Below are 26,092 nucleotides of genomic sequence, written 5' to 3'. Positions count from 1 at the left end.
TTCCCTCTCCTTATGTACGATAACAAGCGTTTATTTTCACATATTCATAGCTTAAGTCACAGCCCCAAGCTGATCCGTTCTCTTCTCCTAAATGTAAATACACATCAATAATAATTTCATGTTCTTGTAATCTCTTTTTCATTTCCTCTTCAGAAAACATTTGAGGTTCACTATTTTTTAACACAGCGATAGATTGAAGAGTAATATCAATTGTATTCGGATTAATCTCTACTTCACTTTGTCCAATACTGCTAATAATTCGCCCCCAATTTGGGTCTTCACCATATATCGCTGTTTTCACAAGACTCGAACCGACTATTTGCTTTGCAATTTTCTTTGCTTCTTCATTTGTTCTAGCCCCTAACACATTTACTTCTATTAACTTCGTAGCACCTTCACCATCTTGTGCAATTTTTTTCGCTAAATCTTCACATACCTTTTGTAAAGCAACTACGAAAGTTTCCCAGTCTTCATGTTCCATATTCATCGTTTTCGTTTCTGATAATCCACTTGCCATAACGATGACCATATCATTTGTAGAAGTATCTCCATCCACCGTAATTTGATTAAACGTATGATTCGTAATTTGTGATAATGCTGTTTGCAATACTTCATGCTCTATATTGGCGTCTGTTGTAATAAAACTAAGCATCGTTGCCATATTCGGTTTGATCATCCCTGAACCTTTTGCGACCCCAGCAATGATCACTGCTTCCCCATCAATTATCATCTCATAGCAAGTTTCTTTCGTTATAAGATCTGTCGTTAAAATTGCTTCACAAAAAGAATAAGCTTCACTTACTTCCTTTGTTGGCACAAGAGATTCAATTCCCTTTCGAATGATATCCATCGGTAAAGGTACTCCAATTACACCTGTTGAAGCGACTGCGACGTACTTTTCTTTTACTCCAAAGTGTTCCGCTCCTAATGTTCGCATCTCATAAGCATCTTGCAATCCTTTCATCCCCGTACAAGCATTTGCATTGCCGCTATTTACAACAATTGCTTGTAATTTCCCTTCTGCTGCTATGCTCTCCTTCGTTACTTGCAACGGCGCTGCTTGTATTTGATTTGTTGTATACACAGCGGCACATGATGCTGGCACCTCACAAACGATTGCACCCAAATCCTTTTTCACCTTTTTCAGACCATTTGCAGTACCGATTGCCAAAAAGCCTTTTGGTGTAACAATTGAACCATTTGTTAATTTTGTAATAGACGATGCTTTAATCATAATTTCCCCCTTATGGATAAAGCGGCATATGCTGTAAACCCGTTGTCTCTTCTAGTCCCGCTAATAAATTTGCATTTTGAACTGCTTGCCCTGCCGCACCTTTCATCATATTGTCTATAACAGAAACGACCGTAACTCTTTCTGTTCTTTCATCGTAAGCTATCCCAATATCACAATAATTTGAGCCCCTTACTTCTTTCGGACTTGGAAATTCTCCTTGCGAGCGAACTCGAACGAAAGCTGAGTATTCATACGTTTCTTCATACAACTTTTGAAGTTGCTCTATTTTCATTTCCTCTTTCACTTTCGCATAAAGTGTAACCATAATCCCTCGTGATATCGGTATTAAATGTGTACTAAACGTGATTGGCTTCGTTTCACGATTCCACTCTGTAAGCATTTGCTCAATCTCAGGAACGTGCTGATGTTGATTAACTTTATAAATGTGTAAGTTATCGTATAACTCAGGAAAGTGAGTCATTGTTGTTGGCGTTTTGCCCGCTCCAGATACTCCTGATTTCGCATCAATAATAATCGAAGCTTCTTCAATTATGCCGCTACGTACTAACGGCGCTACCGCTAATAATGCAGCTGTAGCAAAACATCCTGGGTTTGCAATTAAATTTGCATTTTGGATCTCATGCCTTTTCCATTCACTTAATCCATATACTGCTTTCCTAAGAAGTTCTTCCTGTGCAGCTGGCCTTTTATACCACAATTCATATGACGAGGGATCTATCATACGAAAGTCTCCAGATAGGTCAATTACTTTTAAACCTACTGCCAATAATTTTGGTGTTAACTCTGCCGATACTCCCGCTGGGGTTGCTAAAAATACAATTTCAGCTTCCTTCTCTATTTTCTCCGCATCAATTTCTTGTAACGTATGGACAAGAACATTTCGAAAATGCGGGTATACATTTGTTATAAATTCACCGACTTGTGAAAAAGAATGGAGAGATGCTATCGAAAAATATGGATGTTGCTCTAATAACCGAATTAACTCAATACCTCCATATCCAGTTGCTCCAATAATTGCGACTTTCATAAGCTCCTCCTCATATCTATTCTTTAAATTAAGTTTGATTATAATATTGCATAATTATAAAGTCAATTAAATATTTATAATTTTAAAAAACTTCAAAATATTAATCTCGCTATAAAAGCAATATACACAAGTGGATTTTTATGCAAAATTAGTGCATAGTAGTATTTTCATTTCACTTCAAGTACAATAAAACAATACATGTATACATACAGGCGGGGAAAAACATGAATAAAAAATTAATTGAGAAAATGATTATAAAAAGTTTTCGGCAATATCAATGTAATCCTGTTTCAAAAGAGGATCAGGAAATGCTAATTAAACATATTCAAATGATAATTCATTTAAATACTGAAATTGATGTATACGAGGCTGTTGAGGATATCGTTTACGATTATGTGACTGGAAAATAAAAAATAGGAGATTTCCATATGGAAATCTCCTATTTTTTACTTAATGATTTGCCTGCAACGCGTTCAAATAAACCTGGGAATAATGCGTAGAGCTTTGGCCCCATTCCCATCCACTTCGGCAAGTTTACTTCACGTTTTTTCGTTTGCATCGCCTTTACGATTTGTTCTGCTACATATGTTGGTTTTAACATGTAACGTCCCATATTTTTCACATATGTACCTGATTGATCGGCTATTTCAAAAAAGTTCGTATCTATCGGTCCTGGGTTAATTGCTGTTACATATACATTTGTGTTAGATAACTCCATACGTAAACTATTCGTAAATCCTAATACAGCGTGTTTTGTTGCTGCATAAGCACTCGACTTCGGAGTTGCAATTTTTCCAGCCAATGAAGCAATATTAATAATTTGTCCTTCGTTCCTTTTTACCATATTAGGTAATACCGCTTTCGTACAAGCTACTAATCCAAATACATTTACTTGAAACATATCCTTTACTTCATCCATTGAAGCATCTTCAAACGTTTTAAAAATACCAAACCCAGCATTATTTACCAATATATCAATACGTCCTACTTCTTGTAATACCTTTGAAAAAACAGATTGTACTTTCGTTTCTTCACTTACATCTAATACATAGTAATAGCAAGGCGTATTATAAGTTACTTTAATTTTGTCTGCTAATGCTTGTAGCTTCTCTTCTGTTCGAGCCATTAATACCGGCGTCGCCCCTTGCTCTGCAACCTGCATTGCCACTTGCTCTCCAATTCCACTAGAAGCACCTGTAATGACGATTACTTTTTCTTGTAAACGTCCCGTCATTGCTGTCACCTACTTTGCATAATAAATCAATTGTTGTGAAGATTCATCAATCATCACCTGTTGATTATATGCTAAAAAGTCTAATTGTCCAACAGTTTCTGAGATAGTAAGTGGTAATTGCTCTTTATATAATACCGGAAATAGTTTTACACACACCTCAAATGCTGTCATTGGCTTTTCCTTTAATAATTCAAGCACTTTAAAAGCACGTGTCTCTTGCTTTTGTAATCTTGTTTCAATAAGTTGTTTCACATTCAGAACATCTTCCCCATGCCCTGATAAAATCCGTGAAATATTCATTTCACTTAAACGTTTTAACGTTTGATTGTACTGCAATAAAGGATGCGCTCTTTCTGTTTGCCCTTCATATGGTGGTTCTAATATTGGATTTGAAGAAATATGACTAATGAGAGCATCCCCACCAATTAATATTCCATCAGATTCTCTATATAATGAAATATGAGTGGAAGCATGACCCGGGGTTTCAATCACTGTAAATCCAGGTAAGGAATCTATACGATCTCCCTCTCTCACGGTATGTGTTAACGATCTATTACAAGAATATTTAAGTGTCTTCGTCGTCAATAACGCCTCACCATTCAGAAATACTGCTGGAACGCCGAACTGCAAGGCTGTCTCTTTAAAAAATTCATGATACCTCTTTAAAAATTCAGCATTCTGTGTAATCCACGGTTCATTCCAAGGATGTCCGATAATCTTTACTTTTTCAGAAAATGTATTTAAAAGTCCGCAATGATCCGCATGGTGATGCGTAATCACTACCGTTTCAATATCTTCTATCTTATATCCTAATGCACCTAATTGACTTTCTAGTGCTTTCTTTGCTTCTTCTGTATTTGTCCCTGTATCAATTAACGTTAATGTTTCTCCCTCAACTAAAAACACATTCACTGTCTCAACTGCAAATGGAACAGGAATCTCCATTCGATGAATCGCCGTCATGCTTAGCCCCCCCTGTCTTTTTCCGGTTCAAAAATGAATACCTCTTCAGTTTACAACTTCCCTATAAATTTGTCATTATTTTCAGATAAAAAGAGGTCTTTTCCATAAAAAAACGAATGTATGTACATTTATAAGTATTTCTAACCAAATTTAAAGGAGGCACATCATGTCTATGCAAAACATTTCCTTTCTCGGTGCAGGCTCTATTGCCGAAGCGATTATTGGTGGCTTATTAAACGCAAATGTTGTTAAGGGAGAACACGTCACTGTAAGTAATCGTTCTAACGAGACAAGATTACAGGAGTTACATAAAAAATACGGTGTCAAAGGTACACATAATAAAAAGGAATTACTTGCTGATGCAAATATTCTTTTTCTAGCTATGAAGCCAAAAGATGTCGCAGAAGCGGTTATTCCTCTTAAAGAATACATAAATAATGACTTGCTTATTATTTCATTATTAGCAGGTGTTTCTACTCATTCAATTAGAAACCTACTTCAAAAAGACGTTCCGATTATTCGTGCAATGCCAAATACATCTGCAGCCATTTTAAAATCCGCTACCGCTATCTCACCTTCAGAACACACAACGGAGGAACATATTCGCACTGCAACATCTTTATTTGAAACGATTGGTCTCGTCTCTGTTGTAGAAGAAGAAGATATGCATGCTATCACTGCATTATCTGGAAGTGGACCAGCTTATATTTATTACGTGGTAGAGGCACTGGAAGAGGCAGCAAAAAAAATTGGTTTAAAAGAAGATGTTGCAAAATCTCTTATTCTTCAGACGATGATTGGTTCTGCTGAAATGCTAAAAGCAAGCGAAAAACACCCTTCTATTTTGCGAAAAGAAATTACTTCTCCTGGCGGAACAACTGAAGCAGGTATTGAAGTATTAAAGGAGCATAATTTTCAACAAGCATTAATCTCATGTATTACACAAGCAACGAAACGATCACACGATCTTGGAAAAACATTAGAAGAAATAGCAAAAGAAAAATAAAAAACGGAGCTCAACTTTATTTGAGCTCCGTTTTTACTTTAATCATATGATATGCTTTTAGTTATTACTCTTACCAAAAATCTCTTCTTGCAAACGACGACCTGTCGGTGTTGCTGCAAGGCCACCTTCTGCTGTTTCACGAAGTGCTACTGGCATCGTTTGTCCAATTCTAAACATCGCCTCAATGACTTCATCACATGGAATTGTACTAGTTACACCAGCTAATGATAAATCAGCTGAAATCATGGCATTCGCAGCTCCTGCTGCATTACGTTTTACACAAGGTACTTCTACAAGCCCTGCAACAGGATCACATACTAAACCAAGCATATTCTTTAATGAAATCGCCATCGCTGTAGCTGCTTGATCTTGTGTTCCACCAGCCATCTCAACTGCTGCTGCAGCTGCCATTCCACTTGCTGAACCTACTTCAGCTTGGCAACCTCCTGCCGCGCCAGAAATACAAGCATTATTCGCAACAACCATACCGAAAGCTCCTGCTGTAAATAAAAATTCAATCATTTCTTCGCGTGTCGGCTGTAATTTTTCTTGCAGTGCAAACAGTACACCTGGCACTGTTCCAGCAGATCCTGCTGTTGGTGTTGCACAAATAATTCCCATCGCCGCATTTACTTCATTTGTCGCAACAGCTTTACTCACTGCGTCCAAAATCGTATCTCCAGATAAGCCTTTTCCACTCTGCATATACGCTTGGACTTTCACAGCATCCCCGCCAGTTAAACCAGTCGGTGATTTTACACCACGAATACCGCGTTCTACTGCTTGTTCCATCACGACTAAGTTCTTTTCCATTCCAGCAATTACTTCTTCACGTGAGATATTTCTTGTTTGCATTTCACATTGAATCATAATTTCTGCGATTTTTACATTTTGCTCTTTAGCTTGCGCCACTAGTTCCGCTGCGTTCCGAAACATGGTGTGTCCCCCCTGCAATTAATCCATAATAGTTACTTGACAAATATTTTGTTGCCCATTTATTTCCGCAATTACTTCATCTGCTAATAATTCATCTGTTTCAATGACCATAAGCGCTCTTCTTCCTTTTTCTTTACGAGAAACACTCATTGTACTTATGTTAATCTCATGCTTAGCAAGGATTGAAGCTACAGCTGCGATAGCACCAAAGCGATCGTTATTTACAATAAGTAGTGCTGGACTCGTGCCTGTTAATTGAAGATCGAATCCGTTTAATTCTACAACTTCAATTTTACCGCCACCAATTGAGCAAGCAACAACTTCAATTTCCTCTTCACCTTTATACAGACGAATTTTCGCTGTATTTGGATGCGGAGCATTTGCATCTTCTTCAATGAATTCCACTTCAATCCCGCGTTCTTTTGCAATATCTAACGCACTTGGAATACGTAAATCATCTGTTTCAAATCCTAGTATTCCACCGATTAGCGCTACATCCGTACCGTGACCACGGTATGTTTTTGCAAATGAACCATATAATGAAATGCTAACTCTCTCTGGTTCATGACGAAACAGCTGACGAGCAACTTGCCCCATTCTTGCCGCGCCTGCTGTATGTGAACTTGATGGACCAATCATAACCGGACCAATAATATCAAACACTGAGCGATACTTCATCATAACTCCCCCTAAACCTCTATGAAAAAATTATTTACTATTCTATTAAGCTACCGAATCGGTTGCTGTTCCAGTCGTACCACGAATTTATTCCGCTGTAAGAATTGGATAGTTTTTGAATAACAGTGAAGCAATATATCCTGAAATAATACCAGTTATAATAATAAATAAGAAACTTAGCATTACCTGCATTTAAAAATAATATAAGATAGTCCACAATAAAGTCTGGTAGCAATCCAAAGTTTAACACAGAACCCCTTACAAGCATAGCATAAACAAGTGAAACTCCCATTGCTTTCATACCTTTTGATATTTTAAAGCTAAAAAAGGGAAAAAAGACTTAGTACAAATAATAGTAATATCCTTCCTATTATAATTTCCATGTTGCTCTCTCACGATTTAGTCAACTTCACTTGTTATGACAAATGGCTAAAACGCATGTAGCCTACAATAAATTATAATCTGCCCTCATTATAGCTTGTTTTTAATAAAACGCTTACTTTTAATGAATTTTAAAAGTTCTGAATAAAATTCCATTTTCGCTACTTGTACCACTCGTATGTCGTCTGACTTATATAACAGTTTTTCTAAATAATCGGTATTATGTATTTTTATCCTATATCTTCACATCATTAAAACTTTCTGTGTCATCCTATATAAAAATAAAATGATAACAGTTTTATTTTTAATTTTTTTTAGAAATAAAAAAAATGGCAACCTATCGTCACCATTTTTTCACAACATTATTATCTTTCTACTGGAAATGATTTTAAATCCGTAGCTATTTCTGTATTAGAAAATAGCTCTCTTGCCTCTTTCAATAATTCCTTATATGTATCTCCTTGATAACGAGAACTAATATGAGTCAATATTAAGCGTTTTGCATTTGCCTGAAGTGCAATACTCGCAGCTTGCTTAGATGTGGAATGAAAATAATCATACGCTTGTTGTTCATCTTCTGCCGCAAAAGTCGCTTCATGAACAAGTACGTCAGCATCTTGCGCAAGCTCTCTACTCGCTTCGCAATATCGTGTATCGCCTAAAATTGTAATAACTCTTCCTTTTTGAGGTGGGCCAATAAAATCTTTTCCATCTAACACTGTGCCATTCTCTAATTCAACTACTTCACCATCTTTTAAGCGTTTAAAAACTGGACCAGGTTTCACACCCATTCCCAGTAACTTATCCACTAAAAGAGCTCCCTGTATATCTTTCTCTACAATTCGATATCCGAAGCATTCAATTCCATGTGATAACCTTTTTGTTTCTACACAAAATTCATTATCCTCAAACACAATACCTTCTTCCGTAATCTCAACGATTTCAAGTGGATATTTAACGTGTGTCGTACTTACTAATAATGCCACTTCAATAAATTGTTTAATTCCTTTTGGTCCGTACACTGTTAATTTTGTTGTTCCACCTTGAAACGAACGGCTACCCAATAAACCCGGCAATCCAAAAATATGATCGCCATGTAAATGCGTAATAAATATTTTTTCAATGCGGCGTGGACGTACAGACGTATGTAGTATTTGATGTTGCGTCGCCTCGCCACAGTCAAATAACCAAGTCTGTCCTCGTTCTTCTAACAACTGCAAAGCAATTGCTGAAACATTCCTTCCTTTTGAAGGAACACCTGCACCAGTCCCTAAAAATACAAATTCCACTTTCTTTCCTCCAGCTCTTTATATAATCTATCTTTCATCTTACGGAATGTTATTTCAAATGGCAAATTGAATTTGTATAACCAATCATCTAGACAACTATATAACACGAACATTATACTTAAAAAATTTAGCTATCGTTCGTATTTTGTGGTAAAATGATTGTACTACATTTTAAGGGAGCGTTTTATTATGAAAGAAGTATTTCGTTTACAAACTGATTTTTCATCTTCATTTGATCGCTGGGTAAGTTCTTTCGTTTCTGATCACCCAGCACAATTAGAATGGACGACTTTAAAAGAATTAATCCATGAATATACAACATCACATACAAATGAGACGTTACCAACATATATTTCTTCAGCTTTAACATATTACGCACAACGCGTTTCAACAACAAGTAACTCAGAAATTGTTATTTTTGAAAATCCTACAATCTCATAATCTATAATAAAAAGCACTGGTTACAGTGCTTTTTTATTTATACTTACTTAACAAACAATCATCTTCTGTCCGAAAATCTGTATACATACTCCGATCAAATTCATCTAAAATTATCTTTCCACTTGATTTATTAAATAATCCTTTTGCTTGTAGCGCAATTGAAGCAACTATATTGTATTTTTTTTTGTAAATATCTTGTTTTTATTTAATATCTATAAGTAAAACAGTTTTTATTGGTTGAAAAACTTTGTGTAATGATATTTTTTATAAGATATTTGTTAAAAAGTTATAGCTAATATTAAAGAAATATTAATATTAGTAAATCTATATATATTATTTTATTTAGTGTGCTATATTTTTTAAGGGCTTACAAGTAAAAGAATAGGAGGAGAAAAAATGAAAAAAATAACAGTTCTAACTTTAACGGCAGGAATTGCCTTGTCAAGCTTTGCAGCATCAGCAGCAGCAAAGTCTAATCATGAAGATAGACCCTGGTCAAATGTATATCGTGTTTACAGTCCTAATGATGAAACACCATCTCAACCTAAATATAATAAAACGGCTTATTATATGAGGGTAGACAACATGTCGGGATTAGATGGATATTTCAATGCCTGGGCTGCATTAAAAGATGGTACTGATGTTTCGGATGGTCATTCATACAAAATGCGTGATGGTCAAGAAGAATTCTTATACAATTTAGCAGTTGAGAAATATAATTCTGGTATCAAGGTTAAAATTGATACCAGAAGATGGGCTGAGGGTACAGCAAGCGGTGTTTGGAGCCCGGATAGTATTCGTAAATAATTATATAAAAAAATGAACTTATAAATATAATACTTTATATTCTTGTAAGCCTTTCCTCGTAACATTACATATTTTAAATGTTACGAGGAGTATATTTGAATTTTTAAGAGGTGAAACATGGGTACTTATTTTAATGAAAGAATGAATAATAGGAATTTTTATTTTTCGCTTATGTTAGGAATAGCCTTATCTTGTGTATATATATTATATTATGTAATTCCACTAGCCGATAAAAAGGATGTTATCTTCACTCCATATACAACTTGGATGGGAATTAATAGTATTGTAACACCTTCCTTTTTATTTTTCTTTATACTTCCAGTTATTGCAAGTTTACCTAGTTCATCGATCTTTCAGGAAGATAAAAAAAATGGATCTTTTTTGTTTGTAATTATAAGAAGTAATTATAAAATGTATTTTCTTAAGCTGTTTAGTAAAACCTTTTTTATCGGTGGCTTTGTTGTTATTATTCCATTGATTTTAAACATTTTTTTATCATTTATGTTTCTTCCAAATGTAAATCCTGATGAAGTTTTAAATTCCAATATAGGGATGTATGAGCGAGCGACCTTTTTTATTAACATTTATTTCACTCATCCTTTTATTCACATGATGTTATATACAGTTATTGCTTTTGTTTATGGAGGAGCATTTGCTTTGTTTTCTCTTAGTATGTCCTTTTATGCCAAGCATACTTTTGTAACTTTATTAAGTGCTTTTTTATTACAACTTTTTTTAATGATAATTAATTTATTTTATCCTATGCCCCTCGCTCCTATATATTTCTTATCTGAATCCCATATATATCATGGAGCCAATATTATTGTTTCTATTTTAGTGTTAATAGGGATTTTTATTTTATCGATAATTTTATTTTTAAGAGGAGTAAAAAGACATGTTATTTTATAACCTTTTAAAAATGTATTTATTAGAGTTGTTTCAAAAACGAGGGTTATTTGTGATTAATATTTTATTTCTTATAGTTGGTGTGTCTATTCACCTCATTAGATCATTTTACTTTTTATCTAATGATTCTTTGTTTTCATTTCTTAGTACTTCAAGAGATATGAAAATAGTGTTATTTAGTTATCTTCCATTATTGTTGCTTTTTTTCTATTCATTTAATTATACGGATAAGAATGTTTATATGTATTTTAGACATAACACTCGTCAATCATATTGTTTTCATTTAATCATAAAAATTGTAAGTCTAACAATCATCTATTCAAGTATCTATCTGTTAATTGTAGGAATTAATTTTTTTATTGTGAAAGAAAAAATAGTGATTTGGTTGCTCCCATCTTCAAATTGGTTAGTAATTACATATTTTATAGTATCGTTATGGCTAGTAACTGTAGCAATATGCATTTTTGCACAAATACTAGTTTTTTTCATTAAAAATAAAGCTATTTGTATTTTTACTATTTACTTCCTTATTACGATAGATCAGTTGTTAGAAAAAAAATATAATTTCTCTTTATTTTGGTCAAAAGGTTTGATTTTTCAAGAAAAAGATTGGTTTCTAATAGATATAATCTTGATGAAATTGGGTTTTATGTTAGGGATTATTAGTATTTCATTTGCTATATTGAATATTTGTTTACATCGGATGGACTTATATAACGGAAGTGATTAATTACGATGAAAAATAGTATTTTTTATAAATTGGTAAAAAGGGATTTAATATTAAGCATTCATATTATGAAATTAAGATTTATAATATCATTTATTATTTATAGTGTGTTGGTTTTGGGAGAGGTATTTTTATTAAAGCAATCAGCCCTGTATAGAGAACTGCCTTCAAATGCTATAACAATTCTTGATGTTTTATATGAATTACTAAAAGGGATATCTTTTAAAGAAGTTGAAATGGGGCGATTCCAGCTTCCAGTAACATGGCTTATATTACAATTATCTTATTGTTTTATATTAGGTACTTATGTAAGAGCTGATTTTATACAACAGACACCGTATCTTTTAGCAAGGAAAGTGTCTAGGTATCAAGTATTGTTTAGCAAATTTATTAGTACAGGTATACTAACTATTTGTATAACTTTATTATTTTATATTGCCGTGTTCTTCTGGGGAGGTATTTTTTGTTCTTATCAATTTAACTGGGGGATATATACAGAAAATATTAATCCTAAAATTTATAATCATTTAAAAGAAACCATTTTTGTTATAAAAAGCTTTACTTTACAACTAATAACATCTTCCTTATTAGTTTGGGTTTATTTAATTGTGTCTACTAAATTCAAAAGTGTCATTTCATATATATTGATTATAGTGATTATTACCATAACTATATTTATACCGGTTATATGTAATCCATTCGATAGTATGTTAATCCGTAAGAGTTTATTTTACGTTAATAATGAACATTTTCTATATTCTATTTCCTATTTTCTTTTGTGCACTTTTTTTCTATGGATAAGTGGTTATTGGGTAGGGAAAACATTTGAATTTGTTAATAGAAAGGATGATTCTGATGATATACATTGAGGCCAAGCATGTTTCTAAAATGCTAAAAGGTAATATTATTTTAAATGATGTTAATTTTGAATTAGAAAAGGGAAAGATTTATGGTTTTAAAGGGAGAAATGGTTCAGGTAAAACAATGCTTTTTAGAGCTTTATTAGGATTGATGAAAATAGATAGTGGTGAAATATTAATAGATAAAAAAATAATTGGTATTGATCATCCGTTTCCTGAAAATACAGGCATTATCATTGAATATCCAGGATTCATTCCAGACTATACAGGATTTAAAAACTTAAAACTATTAGCTTCTATTCAAAATAAAATAACGGATAAAACAATTAGTGAAACAATGGAGCTCGTAGGATTAAATCCAGAAGATAAAAGAAAAGTAAAAAAATATTCACTTGGAATGAAACAAAGATTGGGTATAGCACAAGCAATTATGGAAGATCCTAAGTTATTAATTTTAGATGAGCCTACAAACGCTTTAGATGAAAATGGAATTAGGGATATAACTAAAATCTTATTAGATTTAAAGTCTACAGGTACAACTATATTAGTTGCGAGTCATGATAGTGAAACATTAAATTTAATTGCAGACAGAATATTCCTAGTTGAAAATGGTAAAGTATCACTATCTTCAGAGATGTAGAGGGAGAAAGATATGAATAAAAAACGATATGTTTTTATGATTATTTGTACATTTTTTATATTAGGGGCATGTTGGAGATATCAGGTAGTAAATAATTTAAATGAATCTTATATTGTGAAATCAGAGAATATTAATCTAGGTCAATCATTTAATACAGATATATTTAAATTTAGCATTAATTCTTTCAAGAAGAAACAAGTAATTGATGATAACGGAAATAAAGAAGTTCATTATGTTTTTGATATTGAGGCAACAAATAACACGCAAACGGAACAAACAATTTTTACAGATTTGCATATATTAGCACCTTTAAAAGGTGTTAACAAGACGAATGGAATGTTTAATGAGAGTACAAGGAAAACAATAGTTTCATGGGAGAGTTTACAAAATCATAAAGGCATTGTAACAATGAAAATGAGAGAAAGCTGGGGTGTTGCACTTAGTACACCGGTGAAGTTAGTATATCTAGGCGAAAAAAATGGTAAGAAAATAAAATACATATTAGATTTACCTAATAATTAAAAGCCTAATTTGCTTGTTGATTTCTGGAATGAGATGAAATCACCTTTTCCATCAGATGGTTTGTAATATATAACCTTGCTCTTACTATTAAACAAAGAAAATATTCCTACTGTGGTGCAAATATGAAAAATATACGTTATCAATCTACAAATGCCAATAGAGCCCCGAAAGAGGTTCTATTGGCATTTTAGATTTTAGCAAATCCTTTAAGGCAAAAAAGTATAAAAACACTTTTAAGATTCTCTTATGCACATGGTAAGTTCAGAAGGTATCGGTTTAAAGGAATTGTATAGTGAAGACGTTGATTCTAACCAAAAAGTATCTATACGAGCTACATTACATTGCAATACAAATACAGCCGTCTTAATTGAGAAAATAGTAAGTAGAATGTTATTAGAATCTGGCGTTACTGCCGCAGGTTGGAAGACTTCATTAGATTTGGAAGCGAGTTAAATATGAAAGGTGGCATGATATTTACTGCTTCATGCCACCTTCTACATAAACTTATTTTCTAATTTTTGCTGAAACGACTTTTCTTGCTTACGCAATAATTGACTACCTCTCTGTAAAAGAGGTGTTCCATACTTTTCATTAATTTGATCAATAACAGCAAGTAACGGCTCTTCTTTCGCATCTTCTTCGAATGAAAACAAATCTAACTGTTTCACTGATTCTGTCTTCCATTCTAATTCAGTAGCTGTAACACCTAACAGACGAACAGAATCACCATCCCAGTGTTGCTTCCATAAACGTGATGCTGCTTGGAAAATAACTCGTTCTTCCCATATTGCATTTTTCAATTGTTTACTCCGTGTTATCGTGCGACGATCATGGTATTTAATCATAATTTGAATGTTATAACTAACGAGAGTTCGTTTTTGTAGCCTTTTGCTTACTGATTTCGATAATCTTTCTAACATATCAAGTAATTCTTTTTCTTCGTCCATATCCTTTGAGAAAGTCATCGAATTTCCAACGCTTTTATGTTGTCCCATTTGATTCGGATCAACTTCCCTGTCATCCATACCTTTTGCACGTTTTTGTAAATCAACACCGTGCTTTCCAATTTTAGCGCGAATGATATGCTCGTCTCCTTTTGCTAACTGTTCAATTGTATGTATATGAATGTCTTTTAGTTTTTCAGCTGTTTTCTCTCCGATTCCATGCATCTCTGCAACTGATCGTGGCCAAATAATTTCTGGGATATCACGTTTTCGAAGTACTGTAATTCCAAGAGGTTTTTTCATATCTGAAGCAGTCTTTGCTAGGAAAAGGTTTGGGGCAATCCCAATGCTACATGGAAGCTGTAACTCTGTTAGTAACGCTTGTTGAATCATCTTCGCTATTTCAAGAGGCGAACCGAGCGCATAGCAATCTGTAATATCTAAATACCCTTCATCTATAGAAAACGGTTGTATTTTTTCTGTAAAACGGGAAAGAATTTGAAACATTTGAAATGAAGCTTCTCGATATAATGTAAAATTAGGGTGCCTCACAACTAATTGCGGGCATAATCGCTTCGCTTCCCATAGAGGCATCGTCGTACGTATTCCATATTCTCTCGCCTCATAACTACATGTTATGATAATCCCTTTTCTCTCTTTTTCATTCCCCGCAATCGCTAATGGCTTTCCTTGTAATGATGGGTCATGAGCAATTTCAACTGATGCGAAAAAACAATTCATATCTACATGTAAAATAACACGTCCATTTTTCGGATACATTTCTCGCATACTACTCACCCCTTAAAGAACATTCGTTCCTTCATTATATCAAATTTCTTTACGCGTTATAATAATTATTGGGTTTTCTCTATCTATTTTTTGCTATACTGTACGTAACAAATGGATATTATTGTAAAGGAGGTGAATCGTTATGAAACAACATAATAAACTCAATTATGTATTTATTATTATTATAGTAATCCTTGCGATTAATTATTTGTTACTTCCCCTTTTTAACATTAACATTTACGCTTTAGGAATCTTCTCTCATTTCATACGTTTTACAACAACTTATGTACTTCCGTGGGTCTTCTTATATTGGCTTATCCGCCTTGTGAAAGCAATTGAATCAAAATAAAAAAAGACGTGTAAACCATAATTGGTTCACACGTCTTTTTGACTTTATTACTTACTTCGCTACTTCTTCGATAATAGCTACAACTAATTCTGCTGTTTTCGCTAATTCTTCAACAGGAATTTTTTCATTTGTTGTATGAATTTCTTCATAACCAACTGCTAAGTTAACTGTTGGGATACCATGTCCTGCGATTACGTTCGCATCACTTCCGCCACCACTTTGGTGAAGAGAAGGCGTACGACCAATGTTTTCAGCTGCACGTTTCGCGACTTCTACAACGTGATCGCCAGCAGCAAACTTAAATCCTGGATACATAACGTTTACTTCAACGTCTGCATGACCACCCATTTCTTTTGCAGTTGTTTCAAATGCTTCTTTCATTTTTGCAACTTGTGCTTCCATTTTCTCATTTATTAAAGAACGAGCTTCTGCAAAGATTTGAACATGATCGCAAACGATATTTGTTTGTGTACCACCTTCAAAACGTCCAATATTTGCAGTTGTTTCAGAATCGATACGACCAAGTGGCATCTTTGCGATTGCTTTTGCTGCGATAGTAATTGCAGATACACCTTTTTCTGGTGCTACGCCAGCATGAGCTGTTTTCCCGCGAATAATCGCATTCACTTTCGCTTGTGTTGGCGCTGCAACTACAATTTCACCAACTTTTCCATCACTATCTAATGCATAACCATATTTTGCTGTAATGCGCTCGCGATCTAACGCTTTTGCGCCAATAAGACCAGATTCTTCTCCAACTGTAATAATAAATTCAATTTTACCATGAGGAATGTTTTTCTCTTTTAAGACACGAATTGCTTCAAACATAGATGCTAATCCAGCTTTGTCATCGGCTCCTAAAATTGTAGTACCATCTGATACGATATATCCATCTTTAATAGAAGGCTTAATTCCATTACCAGGAACTACTGTATCCATATGAGAAGTGAAATAAATTGTATCAACACCGTCTTTTGTTGCTGGTAAAGTACAAATTAAGTTACCTGCACCATGACCAGTCACACCCATCGTGTCATCCTCAAATACTTCTACACCTAAAGCAGTAAATTTCTCTGTTAACACTTTGCAAATTTCTGCTTCAAATTTTGTTTCAGAATCTACTTGTACTAACTCCATAAATTCATTTACTAAACGTTCTTGATTAATCATAAGACTGCGCCTCCTGCACTACCATTATGTATGTAACAACATTAATTATAACAGAATTTCGCAAAAGTTTCGAAATACAAGACAAAAAACAGATGGTTAACACATCTAGATACCCATCTGCCTTCTATTACTCGTTTAACAATACCCAGCGCATATGATCTTCCCAGATGCCATTTACCATTAGCATTTTTCGAGATACACCTTCATATTGAAATCCTATCTTCGTCACTACTTGTATTGATGCTAAATTTCGTGGCATAATTGGTGCTTCTATACGATGTAAATGAAATTCTTCAAAGGTAACTTGAATTGCTTTTCTAAGCGCTTCTGTTGTGTAACCTTTATTCAATTCTTCCTTATCTAATTTATAACCGAGTACACAAGATTGATAAATTCCGCGAACAATTAGATTAAATGAAATACATCCAATAATTTTTGTATCATCACCCTTTTTAAAAATCCAAAGCCTGATAATCTTGCCTTCCGCGAACTCTTTTCTATCCTTTTGTAACTTTTTCTTTTGATAATCTAACGTGAAAAACCCCTCCGGTCTATACTCTTCCCACGCTTTTAAAAATTCACGATTTTTGTCGTAATATTGAAGAACTTTTTCCGCATACGACTCATCAATTTCTCTTAAATGTAAACGATCTGTCTCGTATATTTTCATCATTGTATCTCCATTCTTCAGCTTGCATAACAAAAAATTAATAATCTATCTTTTAACATATTCTCTACGTATGCTCAAATTTCCTGTAATATTTTGCACCCCCTTCCCGAATTTTGTCCTTTCTCTCCCCTTGTCCACAATTTCATTTCTCGTTACAATGAAATTGTACTGATTTGCAAGGAGGTTTAACGATGCATAAAAAAGCTCAAAAAATTATGGTTTATATAATGCTAATTTCTATGCTTGTAACAACATTACTTACTGGCGCAAGTATGTTTTGGTAAAAAGGACGATTCACTCGTCCTTTTTTTACTGCTTACACATACAAAATAGACCATCTCGAAATCGAGATAGTCTATCTTGTAATGAACATTTTATTTTATATATATTACAATTGCTACAATGCTAAAGGAAAAGGCCATTACAAGTGCTATTACAAAACTTGTATATTGTTTCTGCTGAAATGCCCCAATAACAAAAGTAAGATTGAGTAATGCCATAAATACAATCGCTACAACGTAAGAACATATATTAAAAGTTGCCAATATGAATGTAATAACAAATAGAAAACCAACACAAAACTGCATGTAAGAAATTTTTGGATTTAAATACATATGAGCAACCCCTTTACTCAATTATCTTTATATATTCTCATTAACGCATGGTTATGTACACATGTCAAGACAACTTATAATAAAAGAAAAAGCCAACCGTTTCGTTGACTTTTCCAAATACTATGGCCCCTTTTTCCTTCGCCAATTGCTGAAATGTTTTTTTCGATTTCACAATCGATACTTTCGTTCCAATTGGAATACGATCAAACAAATATTCCACATCATGTTTCTTCATTCTTATACATCCTTGCGAAATATATTTTCCAATTGAACTAGGCTGGTTTGTCCCGTGTATCCCATACTTACTTCCATCCGTTCCTCTTGCATTAAATCCCATCCACCTCGATCCAAGTGGATTTTTTGGAGAGCCCCCAGGAATATCCTTCGCAATATAATAGGGATCCTTCGCCTTCAATACAATGTCAAAGGTTCCTTCTGGGGTTAATTCATTTGTTTTCCCTGTCGCTACTGGAAAAACCTTTTGGATCTTCCCATCATCGATATAAGCTAGTTTATTCGTTGCTTTATTTACAATTATAAAAGGATCTCCAGCACGTGGGTTATCACCAAGAGGCCAGATCGGTGATAGAGAAAGACATAATACTAAAGAAAGAAGATACGGCATATATAGTTCCTACCTTCTAAATAAGTTCTTTTATATTATCCTTTCCCTTAAAACGACTTTTAATGAGTAAATATTGCTCCATCTCATAAACAAGTTGAACAAGTTTTGCACGTATTTCAAATTCTTCTCGCGAGACTGGTAAAGGCATTTCTCTAAATACTTCTCGCATTTCTTGAAGTTGTCTTAACGAAATGACCCCTGTACTTTCAGGTCGAATAGAATTCCCTATATTTTCAATTACGTCTGCAATCATATCAGCTTGTTCATACGTCCAAGATAGTGATGCAGCTAATGGTATCATGCGCTCCAAAATTTCAAATTGTTGCATACGCATATCAAAATACCGATAATAATAGTCATCTTCACGCATAAATTCATTCTCAAGTTTTTTAAATGATAAATCTTTCGCTTCTTTCAGCATCATTTCTGTTTCAATTAATTCGGCCCCACTCCAATTACTATCTCGATTCCGTAAATAAACGACCATTTCAAACAAAATCGTTCTGAAATGCTCTTCTATTTTCCCTTGATACTCTTTCAGTTTATTCTCACTGCTTGGCATGTACATGTTTACTAATAAAGCGACACTAATTCCAATCGTTAATATAGCAATTTCATTACCAACTATAGACCATGTAATTTGCTTTAATGAATACAGATGCATAACGATAACCGAACTCGTGACAATCCCTTCTTGAATTTTGCACATAACTGCAGTTGGAATAAAGGTAAGCAGTAATACGCTAATCGCAAGTGGTGTATAACCAATCGTTTCAAAAATACAAAACGCAAATACCATCGATAATACACAAGCTAAAAAACGGTGCAACGATACTTGAACGGATTTTCGTTTCGTATTTTGCACACATAAAATGACTAAAATACCAGCTGAACTATAAAATTCTAATCCTAATAACTGAGCAATAAAAACTGCCGCTCCCGTTCCAAGCGCTGTTTTCACTGTTCTATATCCAATTTTAAACATATCATTACCCCTATATGTATAAACGTATTTACAGTTAGTATAAAAAAAGGATGACGCAATGTCATCCTTTTCTACCTATTATTCACGTACCCTTCACATATTACAATATCTTTTGCAAAAATTCTTTTGCACGGTCACTTTTTGGTGCTGTAAAAAACTCTTCCGGATTACTATCTTCTACGAGCTTTCCACCATCTAAAAAGAGAACACGGTCTGCTACTTCTTTTGCAAATCCCATTTCATGTGTAACGATTGCCATCGTCATTCCTGTCGTAACTAATGATTTCATAACTTCTAACACTTCTTTCACCATTTCTGGATCTAGCGCAGAGGTCGGTTCATCAAATAACATAACTTCCGGTTCCATCGCTAACGCTCTTGCAATTGCTACACGTTGCTTTTGTCCTCCTGAAAGACGATTTGGATATGCATCTTTCTTATCTAATAACCCCACTTTTTCTAGAAGTTTCTCAGCTTTTTTTTCAGCTTCTTGCTTCGTTACTTCTTTTACATTGATAGGAGCATACATAATATTTTCTAATACAGTCATATGAGGGAATAAGTGAAAATGTTGAAATACCATTCCGACATTTTCACGAACGTGCATAATATTTGTTTTCGGATTCGTTACTTCTTCCGTTCCAATCCAAATGTGACCATCTGTCGGCGCTTCTAATACATTCATACAGCGTAAAAACGTTGACTTTCCAGATCCAGACGGTCCAATAATTGCAACAACCTCTCCTTTCTCAATCGTTGTTGTAATTCCTTTTAATACTTCATTTTTCCCAAATGATTTATGAAGGTTGTCAATTTTAATCACTTTTCTTCATTCTCCCTTCAATGGCTTTCCCAACTAATGTAAGAATAATTACTAATATATAATAAATAAGTCCAACAAAAAGTAATGGCTCAAGATATTTAAATGTTTCACCACCTACAATATAAGCACGGCGCATTAAATCAGTCGCTCCTATTACGGTTACTACAGCCGACTCTTTCGTAAGTGTCGCAAACTCATTCACAAGTGCTGGTAATATATTTTTTAAAGCTTGAGGAAAAATAATATTTCTCATCATTTTACTGTACGGAATACCTAAAGCCATTGCTGCTTCTGTTTGTCCTTTATCGACTGCTTGAATGCCGGCACGAATTACTTCTGACATATATGCACCTGAATTTAAGCTAAATGCAAGTACAGCTGCTAAAAAGGCCGGTATCTCATAACCCATCATTTGCGGAACACCGAAATAAATAATCATTAATTGTAATACTAGCGGTGTGCCACGAAATATTGACGTATAAATATCTGCTGCAATATTTAATACTCGTATTCTAGCAATTTTGCAAAGTGCTAATAACGTTCCTAAAATAAATCCTACCACAGCTGATGCAGCTACAATTTTCAATGTAACTTCTAATCCCTTTAATATATATGGTATTGAAGGCGTAATTGCCGAAAAATCTAGATTCATCCTTTTCATTCCCCTCACAGAAAAGTGAAAGGCAGCTTATTTTCCGCTGCCAAACCATTTCTTCACTAATTTATCCATTTCTCCATTTTCTTGCATTTTCTTAATTACTTTATTAAATTCTTCTGTTTTATCACTATTTTTCGGAAGAGCAATTGCTGCACCTACTTCTTCTGGTGCTTCTTGAATTTCAATTCCTTGTAGTTCTTTCATTTTTTCTAAATAATTTTTTGCAACTGTGTCTTCTATAATTGCAGCGTCAAAACGACCAGCTTTAATTTCTTGTACGATTTCTGGTATACGGTCACGTCCCTCAGCTTTGAAATCGACTTGTTTCTGAAATTCTTTTGCCTTTTCTTCTTGAATTGATCCTGTTTGTACTCCTACTTTTTTCCCTTTTAAATCTTCTAACGATTTAATATTAGAGCCCTTTTTTGAAACGATCATATTTTTTGCAACAAAATATATATCTGTGAAATCAGCATTATTTTTACGCTCTGCAGTTGGCGTCATACCCGCCATAACGAAATCAACTTTTCCTGAATTAAGAGATGCTAATAATCCGCCGAAATCCATGTCTTTCACTTTCACTTCGTATCCAAGTTCTTTTCCGATATATTTGGCAATATCAACATCAAAGCCGATAATTTCATCACTTTTTGAAGCTTCCACGTATTCATACGGTTTATAGTCTGCTGAAGTCCCCATAACGAGTACTTTTTTATTTTTTCCCGTAGCCTTTTCTTCCCCATTACTACAAGCACTGAACATACTTACAATTAAAATAAGTGCAAACGATATTGATAATAACTTCTTCATCTTTCTTCCCCCTAATAATGTATATTTAAAAGTTTAATAGAATATTTATTCGATGTTTGTATTGTATCAGCACTTTAATTTTTATGCAATATATAAAATAAAAATAAATATAAAAACAGTATTAAAGCTGTTGTTAATGTATAAAAACATGCATAAAATAACAACTTCCTGCATGTTTAATTATTTTAAAAACTAAATAAAAAAGGCGGTACACCCACTTGATTGTGGACGTACCGCCTTTTTCTCTTCCTTATAGTTCTTCGCAATTATCTTCGAAATAAGATTGTAGTTTTGCAATTACTTGCATTGGTTCATGACCTTCAATTTCATGACGTTCTACCATCGTTACAATTTTTCCATCTTTCAATAACGCAAATGATGGAGATGAAGGTGGATATCCTTCAAAATATTCACGAGCTCTTGCTGTTGCTTCTTTATCTTGACCCGCAAATACCGTTACAAGGTGGTTAGGGCGTTTATCATAATGTACGGAATGTGCAGCAGCAGGACGAGCAATGCCACCTGCACAACCACATACAGAGTTTACCATTACAAGTGTTGTACCATTTCTTTTAAATGCTTCTTCGACTGCTTCTGGTGTCGTCAATTCTGTATATCCCGCAGAGACAATCTCTTCACGCGCTTGACGGACAACATCATTCATAAAAAAGTTAAAGTTAATCAATCTTTTCCCTCCTCTAATTCTACCTATTTGTATCTTACCAGTTAATGTTTATGAAATACAAGTAAGTTTACTTGTATTTAGGCATAGAAAAGGTGTTAGAGCCCTTGCTCTAACACCTTTTTTTAATGGCCACGATGCTTTTGCTTTGCTTTTTGTACTTTAATTAAACGTCTTCTTTGTCTTTCAGCTTCTCGCTTCTCTTTAGACTGCACTTTCTTTTCTTGTTTATACAATTCATAAGATAAACTAATCGCTTCTTGTGCCTTAGTAAAACGTTTTACATTTACTTCTTTTGCCGCTTGTCGTATGGTACATTTTATATTTTTTGGACGCTGTTTTTCTTTCACTTCCACACCGCATTTTGCAACGTGCTGGAAATATGCTAACATTGGACCATTCACAAATATAAGTACTTCTTCATCTGAAGGTTCCATTCCAAAAATATACCTTGCTCCATACAATTTTCCTTTTTCTTTATGCGTAATAATTCCTACGAAAAATTGACCATCGTGATATACTGTCAAATCCATTGACAGCCCCTCCTTTAAAAAAATTAGAAATACTGGACATCCCGGAGGGGAAGGTTACTGACATGAAATCATGCGTCTGGACTACCGACCAGAACTGTGTTTTTGTATCTCTTTCATTATATTATATCTTATTTCCCATAATTTTTATATATTCACCAATCATTTTTTTATGCGATCCTACAATATAGTCAGGTAGTTCTGTTAGTGGGAAGAATGTAAGCTGAACCGCTTCTTCTTTATTCATAACAAAATTCCCTTCGTATTCATCGGTATAATAGGCTGTCGTTACGGATTGAAACTCATCACCGTTTGTTAATTTTGAAAAATAGTTCGCTCCAGAAAATACATTGATTAATCGGAGGTTCTTTACTTCTATTCCTGTCTCTTCATATACTTCACGGTAAGCTGTTTCTTCTGGTGATTCACCAAGCTCCATTAGCCCGCCAGGCAACCCCCATTTTCCGTAAGGCTCTGTTCTTTGCTGTAATAATACATATCCACTTTCATTTATAACGAGTACAACAGCACCAACTAAAATTAAAGGGCGATGACCAACTACTTTTCGTAATTCCTCTACATATCCCATGGAAACACCTCCCATTTTTTCGTTGTCCACACTATTGTATCATATGTATGAAACGACAAAATGCGTATATTTTTCATTTTTTTAACAAAATATTTATTTTATGAGCTTCATCTACTGTAGCTAACATAATGGATTCGACTTCTGCACTCTTCTCTAGAAATTCTCTCGCCCACTCTTCTGTTTTTCCTACTAAAGCTAGAACATCTTGCTGAATCCTCCCATTCTTTACTAATACAAAAGAAACTGGAGATCTTCTTCCCGCCACTTTCAGATCAAGCCGCGAAACTGCTTCATATTCTGGATACCGAAATATAGAAACAACACCATTCGCTTCCCACAATGCTAATTTAATCGTTTGAATATCGCTCACATTTCGCATACGAAGTTCCGAAAATAAATATTCCACCGTAATTCTCGCTTTTTTCAAATTGCTAAAATCAATGGAACCATCGTGTATAAGAATAATAGGTGCTGGCTCTAAAAAGCGTCTCCATCTATCCCATTTCAACATTAAGACTGAGCTTATAATGTGAAGTACAACGAGTATGAACGTTGTAATCATCGAGCCGAGTAACCCCACTTTTTCATCAGATAATGCGTTAGAAATATTCCCACCAAGCAATAATACTAATACAACATCTAAAAAACGAAGTTGCGCGATGGACCTTTGCCCCATCGCTTTCGCAACTAATATTAAAAATATGTATGCTATGATAGCCCGAATAACCCATTCACTATTAGAAAGATGCCGTGCCCCTTCAAAAATATGCATATGCATCACTTTGCACTCCTTACCCGTCTCAAACTGCTATTCTGTTTTAGTTTGCAACGTTTAAGAGCATATATGTAAAAAAGCTAGTTCGTTTTTACACGAACTAGCTTTTTTACTTAACTGAAAACATATATTTTTTATACGTTTTCCGTACGGACAATATGAGCCCCATCATAATCATATTCGAGAATAAGGAACTTCCCCCATACGATAAGAAAGGTAATGCAATCCCTTTTACAGGCATTAATCCGACGATCATACCAATATTTTGGAATATTTGAACTGTTAATATACCAATAGACCCAGCACATAATAATGTACCGAATAAATTATCAGCAGAATAACCGATAATAATTGTTCGATATAGCAGTAATAGGAACAAGAACACAACTAACGCGGCTACGATAAATCCACCTTCTTCGGCAATTGTAGCGAAAATAAAGTCAGTATGCTTCTCAGGGATATAGACGTTCCCTTCGCCAAATCCTTTCCCTTCCATACCACCACTACCTACAGCTAAAATCGATTGCTGTGTTTGATAACCTTGATCTGTATGTTCAAATGGATCTAACCAACCTAAAATACGTGATTGTTGGTGAGGTTTTAGTAACGTAACTAACTTATTAAAGAAGAAATCCTCATACCTTACGTAAATAAATATTAACGCCGATAATATGGTGACTGGAATAACTGTACATAACGCTATCAATTTCTTCTGAATACCTGACATAAATAAAATACATGCAATTGCAGCAGCATATAAGAACACCATCCCTGTATCCGGTTGGCTATATACAACAGCCATGGGCGGAAGGGATACAAGCACAATTTTACCTACTAATTGTAAATCCGTTTGGAATGTCCTTGCCATATACTGTGCATTATGTTTCACTGCTATACTTGCTACTACGAGAAGCAATGAAATTTTGAAAAACTCAGATGGTTGAATTTGTCCAACTAACGGAAATACAAACCATCTTTTTGCACCTAATTTTTCAGGTGTGAAAGTGGAAACCGGTAGTATTTTCAAAAGAATAAGTGAACCAAATCCGACGATATAAAGTGGCCAAGACAATTTTTGTAATTGATCTAAGTCGATGCTTGCAACAAGCAATAACAATACAACTCCAATTATGTAGTTCAAACCCTGTTTCATCGCAAAGTTTGCCTCTCCATATTGGCCAGTTTGCTGACTGCTATATATAGCAGCTATACTCGTAACACATAATGCTAACAAAATTAATATTAATTTTACATCTAAACTTTTTAGAAACTCGGTACTTCTTTTCATGACATCCTCCTGAAACATTGTTACAGCAAAATAAAAAACCAGGAGTCAACATTCTTCATGTTTTGACGACTGATTACACATTATCTATAAAACACTTATATAGAATAACTCTCTTTTTC

The 26,092-nt window shown here is 34.2% G+C and carries 31 protein-coding genes and 1 pseudogene; 11 read left to right on the top strand and 21 right to left on the bottom strand.

Annotated elements, in window-relative coordinates; translation table 11 throughout:
• Positions 1-10: 10 nt before the first annotated feature.
• Both argJ and argC read right to left on the bottom strand, forming a co-directional pair.
• A complete protein-coding gene (gene argJ, locus AC0IXC_RS11150) occupies positions 11-1,234 on the bottom strand; it encodes a bifunctional glutamate N-acetyltransferase/amino-acid acetyltransferase ArgJ (RefSeq protein ID WP_012261678.1) in 1,224 nt (407 codons plus the stop codon).
• Between the two features lie 10 nt (positions 1,235-1,244).
• Positions 1,245-2,282 (bottom strand): N-acetyl-gamma-glutamyl-phosphate reductase, encoded by a 1,038-nt coding sequence (gene argC / locus AC0IXC_RS11145; protein WP_215590164.1) that lies wholly within the window; start codon positions 2,280-2,282, stop codon positions 1,245-1,247.
• A 224-nt stretch (positions 2,283-2,506) separates the two neighbouring features.
• Between argC and AC0IXC_RS11140 the strand changes: the two genes are divergently transcribed.
• Entirely contained in the window at positions 2,507-2,692 is a 186-nt protein-coding gene (locus AC0IXC_RS11140; RefSeq protein WP_002033845.1) for a YqzH family protein, read from the top strand.
• Positions 2,693-2,721: 29 nt separating this feature from the next.
• Here the strand turns inward: AC0IXC_RS11140 and AC0IXC_RS11135 are convergent, their stop codons facing one another.
• Together AC0IXC_RS11135 and AC0IXC_RS11130 are read right to left on the bottom strand one after the other, a co-directional pair.
• Complete coding sequence (locus tag AC0IXC_RS11135; RefSeq protein WP_002143077.1) at positions 2,722-3,516, bottom strand: SDR family oxidoreductase; 795 nt, start codon at positions 3,514-3,516, stop codon at positions 2,722-2,724.
• A 9-nt stretch (positions 3,517-3,525) separates the two neighbouring features.
• Entirely contained in the window at positions 3,526-4,479 is a 954-nt protein-coding gene (locus AC0IXC_RS11130) for an MBL fold metallo-hydrolase (RefSeq protein WP_002014957.1), read from the bottom strand.
• Between the two features lie 166 nt (positions 4,480-4,645).
• Between AC0IXC_RS11130 and proI the strand changes: the two genes are divergently transcribed.
• A complete protein-coding gene (proI, locus tag AC0IXC_RS11125; RefSeq protein WP_002066991.1) occupies positions 4,646-5,485 on the top strand; it encodes a pyrroline-5-carboxylate reductase ProI in 840 nt (279 codons plus the stop codon).
• A 57-nt stretch (positions 5,486-5,542) separates the two neighbouring features.
• Here the strand turns inward: proI and sdaAA are convergent, their stop codons facing one another.
• The 3 genes from sdaAA to rnz form a co-directional block, all read right to left on the bottom strand.
• Positions 5,543-6,421 carry an L-serine ammonia-lyase, iron-sulfur-dependent, subunit alpha gene (gene sdaAA, locus AC0IXC_RS11120; RefSeq protein ID WP_002033842.1) on the bottom strand — a complete coding sequence of 293 codons (879 nt, stop codon included), beginning with the start codon at positions 6,419-6,421 and terminating at the stop codon, positions 5,543-5,545.
• Positions 6,422-6,439: 18 nt separating this feature from the next.
• Entirely contained in the window at positions 6,440-7,099 is a 660-nt protein-coding gene (gene sdaAB, locus AC0IXC_RS11115; protein ID WP_002088527.1) for an L-serine ammonia-lyase, iron-sulfur-dependent subunit beta, read from the bottom strand.
• A gap of 746 nt (positions 7,100-7,845) precedes the next feature.
• Positions 7,846-8,769: a ribonuclease Z gene (rnz, locus tag AC0IXC_RS11110; RefSeq protein ID WP_002014952.1), complete on the bottom strand. Its 924-nt coding sequence runs from the start codon at positions 8,767-8,769 to the stop codon at positions 7,846-7,848.
• A gap of 189 nt (positions 8,770-8,958) precedes the next feature.
• Between rnz and AC0IXC_RS11105 the strand changes: the two genes are divergently transcribed.
• From AC0IXC_RS11105 to AC0IXC_RS11075, 7 genes and pseudogenes are all read left to right on the top strand, one after another.
• On the top strand, positions 8,959-9,210 hold the full coding sequence (locus tag AC0IXC_RS11105) for a DUF3932 family protein (RefSeq protein WP_000665712.1): 252 nt from the start codon (positions 8,959-8,961) through the stop codon (positions 9,208-9,210).
• A 396-nt stretch (positions 9,211-9,606) separates the two neighbouring features.
• Positions 9,607-10,017 carry a hypothetical protein gene (locus AC0IXC_RS11100; protein WP_002033980.1) on the top strand — a complete coding sequence of 137 codons (411 nt, stop codon included), beginning with the start codon at positions 9,607-9,609 and terminating at the stop codon, positions 10,015-10,017.
• Positions 10,018-10,134: 117 nt separating this feature from the next.
• Positions 10,135-10,926: a hypothetical protein gene (locus AC0IXC_RS11095; RefSeq protein ID WP_002143079.1), complete on the top strand. Its 792-nt coding sequence runs from the start codon at positions 10,135-10,137 to the stop codon at positions 10,924-10,926.
• Positions 10,927-11,658: 732 nt separating this feature from the next.
• The gene (locus tag AC0IXC_RS11090) at positions 11,659-12,519 is read left to right on the top strand and encodes a hypothetical protein (RefSeq protein ID WP_002192555.1); all 861 of its coding nucleotides are present in this window, start codon (positions 11,659-11,661) and stop codon (positions 12,517-12,519) included.
• The gene (locus AC0IXC_RS11085) at positions 12,506-13,150 is read left to right on the top strand and encodes an ATP-binding cassette domain-containing protein (RefSeq protein ID WP_002143084.1); all 645 of its coding nucleotides are present in this window, start codon (positions 12,506-12,508) and stop codon (positions 13,148-13,150) included. Before AC0IXC_RS11090 ends, AC0IXC_RS11085 begins: the two co-directional genes overlap by 14 nt.
• A 12-nt stretch (positions 13,151-13,162) precedes the next feature.
• Positions 13,163-13,672 carry a hypothetical protein gene (locus AC0IXC_RS11080; protein ID WP_113769827.1) on the top strand — a complete coding sequence of 170 codons (510 nt, stop codon included), beginning with the start codon at positions 13,163-13,165 and terminating at the stop codon, positions 13,670-13,672.
• A gap of 243 nt (positions 13,673-13,915) precedes the next feature.
• A pseudogene (locus AC0IXC_RS11075) lies at positions 13,916-14,125 on the top strand (MgtC/SapB family protein); the annotation flags it as partial.
• A 41-nt stretch (positions 14,126-14,166) separates the two neighbouring features.
• Here the strand turns inward: AC0IXC_RS11075 and AC0IXC_RS11070 are convergent.
• Positions 14,167-15,405, bottom strand: a complete 1,239-nt coding sequence (locus AC0IXC_RS11070; protein WP_471652903.1) for a DNA polymerase IV — start codon at positions 15,403-15,405, stop codon at positions 14,167-14,169.
• Between the two features lie 142 nt (positions 15,406-15,547).
• Here AC0IXC_RS11070 and AC0IXC_RS11065 point away from each other — a divergent pair, with 142 nt between their 5' ends.
• Complete coding sequence (locus tag AC0IXC_RS11065; RefSeq protein ID WP_000809197.1) at positions 15,548-15,754, top strand: hypothetical protein; 207 nt, start codon at positions 15,548-15,550, stop codon at positions 15,752-15,754.
• A 51-nt stretch (positions 15,755-15,805) separates the two neighbouring features.
• Here the strand turns inward: AC0IXC_RS11065 and AC0IXC_RS11060 are convergent, their stop codons facing one another.
• Entirely contained in the window at positions 15,806-16,924 is a 1,119-nt protein-coding gene (locus tag AC0IXC_RS11060; protein ID WP_002015107.1) for a tripeptidase T, read from the bottom strand.
• A 127-nt stretch (positions 16,925-17,051) separates the two neighbouring features.
• A complete protein-coding gene (locus tag AC0IXC_RS11055; RefSeq protein WP_002015105.1) occupies positions 17,052-17,597 on the bottom strand; it encodes a GNAT family N-acetyltransferase in 546 nt (181 codons plus the stop codon).
• Positions 17,598-17,785: 188 nt separating this feature from the next.
• Here AC0IXC_RS11055 and prli42 point away from each other — a divergent pair, with 188 nt between their 5' ends.
• Complete coding sequence (gene prli42 / locus AC0IXC_RS11050) at positions 17,786-17,878, top strand: stressosome-associated protein Prli42 (protein ID WP_000549036.1); 93 nt, start codon at positions 17,786-17,788, stop codon at positions 17,876-17,878.
• 90 nt (positions 17,879-17,968) lie between these two features.
• Here prli42 and AC0IXC_RS11045 read toward each other — a convergent pair whose 3' ends face one another.
• The 11 genes from AC0IXC_RS11045 to AC0IXC_RS10995 form a co-directional block, all read right to left on the bottom strand.
• The gene (locus AC0IXC_RS11045) at positions 17,969-18,208 is read right to left on the bottom strand and encodes a DUF3894 domain-containing protein (RefSeq protein ID WP_002088543.1); all 240 of its coding nucleotides are present in this window, start codon (positions 18,206-18,208) and stop codon (positions 17,969-17,971) included.
• Positions 18,209-18,272: 64 nt separating this feature from the next.
• Positions 18,273-18,833, bottom strand: coding sequence for a L,D-transpeptidase (locus AC0IXC_RS11040; protein WP_002067076.1), 561 nt, complete (start codon positions 18,831-18,833; stop codon positions 18,273-18,275).
• Between the two features lie 16 nt (positions 18,834-18,849).
• Positions 18,850-19,818, bottom strand: a complete 969-nt coding sequence (locus tag AC0IXC_RS11035) for an aromatic acid exporter family protein (RefSeq protein ID WP_002033971.1) — start codon at positions 19,816-19,818, stop codon at positions 18,850-18,852.
• A 100-nt stretch (positions 19,819-19,918) separates the two neighbouring features.
• The gene (locus AC0IXC_RS11030) at positions 19,919-20,641 is read right to left on the bottom strand and encodes an amino acid ABC transporter ATP-binding protein (RefSeq protein ID WP_471652902.1); all 723 of its coding nucleotides are present in this window, start codon (positions 20,639-20,641) and stop codon (positions 19,919-19,921) included.
• Positions 20,634-21,293, bottom strand: coding sequence for an amino acid ABC transporter permease (locus tag AC0IXC_RS11025; protein WP_002067073.1), 660 nt, complete (start codon positions 21,291-21,293; stop codon positions 20,634-20,636). Before AC0IXC_RS11025 ends, AC0IXC_RS11030 begins: the two co-directional genes overlap by 8 nt.
• A 36-nt stretch (positions 21,294-21,329) precedes the next feature.
• Entirely contained in the window at positions 21,330-22,109 is a 780-nt protein-coding gene (locus tag AC0IXC_RS11020) for a transporter substrate-binding domain-containing protein (protein ID WP_002192550.1), read from the bottom strand.
• Between the two features lie 250 nt (positions 22,110-22,359).
• Positions 22,360-22,773 carry a BrxA/BrxB family bacilliredoxin gene (locus tag AC0IXC_RS11015; RefSeq protein ID WP_002015097.1) on the bottom strand — a complete coding sequence of 138 codons (414 nt, stop codon included), beginning with the start codon at positions 22,771-22,773 and terminating at the stop codon, positions 22,360-22,362.
• A 143-nt stretch (positions 22,774-22,916) separates the two neighbouring features.
• Positions 22,917-23,324, bottom strand: a complete 408-nt coding sequence (locus AC0IXC_RS11010) for a YjdF family protein (RefSeq protein ID WP_471652901.1) — start codon at positions 23,322-23,324, stop codon at positions 22,917-22,919.
• A 121-nt stretch (positions 23,325-23,445) separates the two neighbouring features.
• A complete protein-coding gene (locus AC0IXC_RS11005; RefSeq protein WP_002190637.1) occupies positions 23,446-23,910 on the bottom strand; it encodes an NUDIX hydrolase in 465 nt (154 codons plus the stop codon).
• 73 nt (positions 23,911-23,983) lie between these two features.
• Positions 23,984-24,688, bottom strand: a complete 705-nt coding sequence (locus AC0IXC_RS11000; RefSeq protein ID WP_088040116.1) for a DUF421 domain-containing protein — start codon at positions 24,686-24,688, stop codon at positions 23,984-23,986.
• Between the two features lie 106 nt (positions 24,689-24,794).
• The gene (locus AC0IXC_RS10995) at positions 24,795-25,973 is read right to left on the bottom strand and encodes an FtsW/RodA/SpoVE family cell cycle protein (protein ID WP_000831201.1); all 1,179 of its coding nucleotides are present in this window, start codon (positions 25,971-25,973) and stop codon (positions 24,795-24,797) included.
• Positions 25,974-26,092 lie beyond the last annotated feature (119 nt).

It is taken from the genome of Bacillus sp. AC266 (assembly GCF_979253805.1).
This window is presented reverse-complemented; position numbering and strand designations above follow the sequence as displayed.

Coding starts and splice junctions, on each gene's coding strand:
- argJ (WP_012261678.1), bottom strand. CDS start 1,234: ATGATTAAAGCATCGTCTATTACAAAATTAACAAATGGTTCAATTGTT.
- AC0IXC_RS11070 (WP_471652903.1), bottom strand. CDS start 15,405: ATGCGAGAAATGTATCCGAAAAATGGACGTGTTATTTTACATGTAGAT.
- AC0IXC_RS11020 (WP_002192550.1), bottom strand. CDS start 22,109: ATGAAGAAGTTATTATCAATATCGTTTGCACTTATTTTAATTGTAAGT.
- AC0IXC_RS11060 (WP_002015107.1), bottom strand. CDS start 16,924: ATGATTAATCAAGAACGTTTAGTAAATGAATTTATGGAGTTAGTACAA.
- AC0IXC_RS11055 (WP_002015105.1), bottom strand. CDS start 17,597: ATGATGAAAATATACGAGACAGATCGTTTACATTTAAGAGAAATTGAT.
- AC0IXC_RS11000 (WP_088040116.1), bottom strand. CDS start 24,688: ATGCATATGCATATTTTTGAAGGGGCACGGCATCTTTCTAATAGTGAA.
- argC (WP_215590164.1), bottom strand. CDS start 2,282: ATGAAAGTCGCAATTATTGGAGCAACTGGATATGGAGGTATTGAGTTA.
- sdaAB (WP_002088527.1), bottom strand. CDS start 7,099: ATGAAGTATCGCTCAGTGTTTGATATTATTGGTCCGGTTATGATTGGT.
- AC0IXC_RS11040 (WP_002067076.1), bottom strand. CDS start 18,833: ATGCCGTATCTTCTTTCTTTAGTATTATGTCTTTCTCTATCACCGATC.
- AC0IXC_RS11065 (WP_000809197.1), top strand. CDS start 15,548: ATGAAACAACATAATAAACTCAATTATGTATTTATTATTATTATAGTA.
- AC0IXC_RS11080 (WP_113769827.1), top strand. CDS start 13,163: ATGAATAAAAAACGATATGTTTTTATGATTATTTGTACATTTTTTATA.
- AC0IXC_RS11045 (WP_002088543.1), bottom strand. CDS start 18,208: ATGTATTTAAATCCAAAAATTTCTTACATGCAGTTTTGTGTTGGTTTT.
- AC0IXC_RS11095 (WP_002143079.1), top strand. CDS start 10,135: ATGGGTACTTATTTTAATGAAAGAATGAATAATAGGAATTTTTATTTT.
- proI (WP_002066991.1), top strand. CDS start 4,646: ATGTCTATGCAAAACATTTCCTTTCTCGGTGCAGGCTCTATTGCCGAA.
- AC0IXC_RS11035 (WP_002033971.1), bottom strand. CDS start 19,818: ATGTTTAAAATTGGATATAGAACAGTGAAAACAGCGCTTGGAACGGGA.
- AC0IXC_RS11140 (WP_002033845.1), top strand. CDS start 2,507: ATGAATAAAAAATTAATTGAGAAAATGATTATAAAAAGTTTTCGGCAA.
- AC0IXC_RS11100 (WP_002033980.1), top strand. CDS start 9,607: ATGAAAAAAATAACAGTTCTAACTTTAACGGCAGGAATTGCCTTGTCA.
- prli42 (WP_000549036.1), top strand. CDS start 17,786: ATGCATAAAAAAGCTCAAAAAATTATGGTTTATATAATGCTAATTTCT.
- sdaAA (WP_002033842.1), bottom strand. CDS start 6,421: ATGTTTCGGAACGCAGCGGAACTAGTGGCGCAAGCTAAAGAGCAAAAT.
- AC0IXC_RS11135 (WP_002143077.1), bottom strand. CDS start 3,516: ATGACGGGACGTTTACAAGAAAAAGTAATCGTCATTACAGGTGCTTCT.
- AC0IXC_RS11105 (WP_000665712.1), top strand. CDS start 8,959: ATGAAAGAAGTATTTCGTTTACAAACTGATTTTTCATCTTCATTTGAT.
- AC0IXC_RS11130 (WP_002014957.1), bottom strand. CDS start 4,479: ATGACGGCGATTCATCGAATGGAGATTCCTGTTCCATTTGCAGTTGAG.
- AC0IXC_RS10995 (WP_000831201.1), bottom strand. CDS start 25,973: ATGAAAAGAAGTACCGAGTTTCTAAAAAGTTTAGATGTAAAATTAATA.
- AC0IXC_RS11025 (WP_002067073.1), bottom strand. CDS start 21,293: ATGAATCTAGATTTTTCGGCAATTACGCCTTCAATACCATATATATTA.
- AC0IXC_RS11010 (WP_471652901.1), bottom strand. CDS start 23,324: ATGGATTTGACAGTATATCACGATGGTCAATTTTTCGTAGGAATTATT.
- AC0IXC_RS11005 (WP_002190637.1), bottom strand. CDS start 23,910: ATGGGATATGTAGAGGAATTACGAAAAGTAGTTGGTCATCGCCCTTTA.
- AC0IXC_RS11015 (WP_002015097.1), bottom strand. CDS start 22,773: ATGAATGATGTTGTCCGTCAAGCGCGTGAAGAGATTGTCTCTGCGGGA.
- AC0IXC_RS11085 (WP_002143084.1), top strand. CDS start 12,506: ATGATATACATTGAGGCCAAGCATGTTTCTAAAATGCTAAAAGGTAAT.
- AC0IXC_RS11090 (WP_002192555.1), top strand. CDS start 11,659: ATGAAAAATAGTATTTTTTATAAATTGGTAAAAAGGGATTTAATATTA.